The following is a 1,979-nucleotide window of genomic DNA, read 5'->3' as shown; positions in this document are numbered from 1 at the left end:
GCGGAGGCGGATCGCCACGCCGGGCGGAGCCGCGACCGGCCGGCCGATCCCCGCGACGACAGACGCCACCGTCGAGACGGCCATCGGGCCGGACGGCGAGGTCCTCGAACCGGACCCGTGGGGCATCGACGCGGAGGGCATCGCGTTCGACGGCGCGAGTGTCTGGGTGTCCGAGGAGTACCGCCCGTCGCTGTGGCGGCTCGACGCGGCGACGGGAGACCTCTTGGAGCGCTGGACGCCGGACTCGGTCCACGCGATCGACCGGGCCTTGCCGCCTGTCATCGAGGGCCGCCAGCCGAACTTGGGCTTCGAGGGCGTCGCCGTCGTGGAGGGCGCGGTCTGGGCCTCGCTCCAAGGCCCGATCACGACGCCGACCTCGAGTCCGCTCACCCCGTTCGTCCGCCTGCTCCGCCTCGACCCTGGGACCGGCCGGACCTCGACGTTCGCCTACCCGATGGACGGCCCGGCCCGCAAGGTCGGCGACTTGGCGAGGCATCAAAATCGTCTCCTGGTCCTGGAACACGGGCCCGTGACCGACAGGACGTGGTCCGGCCAGGTCTACGTCCTCGAGATCGCGAGCGCGACGCCGCTCGGACCGGAGGACGCGCCCGAAGACGCCGACGGCGTCCTCGAGGCCGAGGCGGCGGGCGTGCCGGTGCTGGGCAAGACGCTCGTCCTCGACCTGGTCCCGGCCGGATGGCCAGCACACCTGCACAAGCCCGAAGGACTGGCCGTCCTCGAGGACGGACGCCTGGCGATCCTCGCCGACAACGACTATGGCGTCGACGCTCCCGCCGGGGACGGCCGCCCCATGGCGACAGGCGACCGGACCACGCTGGTCGTGTTCGCAGTGGACCTCTAGCGCTGAGGACTCGCCAACGGCCCTCGGCCAATCACCCCGAGGCTGATCACGCCTCGGCCTCCATCTCGCGGGCGACGCGGCGCGCGTGCTGAGCCATCGTCGGGCTTCCCGAGGCGTCGAACTCAGCGGCAAGCGTCAGGAGCTGCGACGTAGCGAGGTCCCGGCGGATCATCCGGGCGGCAGCGGTGGGGCCGTCGTGGGTCAGTGCGAGGTCGTACGTCACGTCCATGGTTGCGCGAAACGGGCGGGCTCGGAACGGGGCGAAACGCATCGTCATGGTCAGTGTCGTAAATATGTGTAACGCATGATCGGGAACGAGCGGTCTCCACACAATCGGGGCCTCCCTCTCGGGGTGTAGGGCGTTTGCTGAAGACTCACTCCCCGCTCTCGAGGGCGCGCCATTTTCGCCGGCCCGCCGTCCTCGAGGGCGGATCTTGCCGACATGTCCTCGACGCACACATCCACCGACGTCGTCGTCATCGGAGGCGGCGCGGCCGGCCTGATGGCGGCCATCTTCGCGGGCCGAGCCGGCGCACGCGTCATCGTCCTCGAGAAGACCCGCAAGGGCGGCAAGAAGATCGTCGTGTCCGGCGGCGGCCGGTGCAACGTGCTCCCGTCCGTCGCCGACGAGCGGCTGTTCGTGACCGACTCATCGCGGCGCCTGATGGGCCGCATCCTGGCCTCGTGGCCCCTCGCCGACCAGCGCCGCTTTTTCGAGGACGACTTGGGGATCCCGCTCGCCCTCGAGGCCGAGACCGGCAAGCTGTTCCCCGTCTCGAACCGAGCGACCGACGTCCGCGACGCCTTGGTGACCGCCGCCCTCGAGGTCGGGAGCGTCTGGTTCGAGGCCGACGTGTCCGACCTCGAGGGCGAGAATGGAAGTTGGACGACGACGCTGCGCTCCGGCCAAACGATCTCGTCGAGGTCGGTGATCGTCGCAACGGGCGGGCTCTCGGTGCCGAAGACGGGCAGCGACGGCTGGGGCCTCCGGCTGGCCCGCCAGACCGGCCACCTCGTCGAACCGACCTACGCCGCGCTCGCACCCCTCACCGCCGACCCGGCGCCGCACCGCGACTTGTCGGGCGTCTCGGTCCCCCACGCCCACGTCCGGGTGCCG

At 71.2% G+C, this 1,979-nt stretch carries 3 protein-coding genes; 2 read left to right on the top strand and 1 reads right to left on the bottom strand.

Annotation, left to right across the window (positions count from 1 at the left end):
- Nucleotides 1-862 (top strand): esterase-like activity of phytase family protein (locus WBA11_RS00540; RefSeq protein WP_424518784.1); only part of this gene is annotated, 862 nt, incomplete at its 5' end.
- A 46-nt stretch (nucleotides 863-908) separates the two neighbouring features.
- On the opposite strand, the gene WBA11_RS00535 is transcribed toward WBA11_RS00540, so the two are convergent.
- Nucleotides 909-1,139: a hypothetical protein gene (locus tag WBA11_RS00535; RefSeq protein ID WP_424518783.1), complete on the bottom strand. Its 231-nt coding sequence runs from the start codon at nucleotides 1,137-1,139 to the stop codon at nucleotides 909-911.
- A gap of 165 nt (nucleotides 1,140-1,304) precedes the next feature.
- On the opposite strand from WBA11_RS00535, the gene WBA11_RS00530 reads away from it, so the two are divergent.
- The coding region (locus tag WBA11_RS00530; RefSeq protein ID WP_424518782.1) for an NAD(P)/FAD-dependent oxidoreductase at nucleotides 1,305-1,979 on the top strand (675 nt) is incomplete at its 3' end.

Source organism: Rubrivirga sp. (genome assembly GCF_049648075.1).
Classification (GTDB): Bacteria; Bacteroidota; Rhodothermia; order Rhodothermales; family Rubricoccaceae; genus Rubrivirga.
Note: the sequence above shows the minus strand (reverse complement) of the source record. Positions and strands in the feature narration are given on the sequence as shown.

Excerpts from the sequence above, each read along its gene's own strand:
- WBA11_RS00535 (WP_424518783.1), bottom strand. The coding sequence starts at position 1,139 with ATGACGATGCGTTTCGCCCCGTTCCGAGCCCGCCCGTTTCGCGCAACC.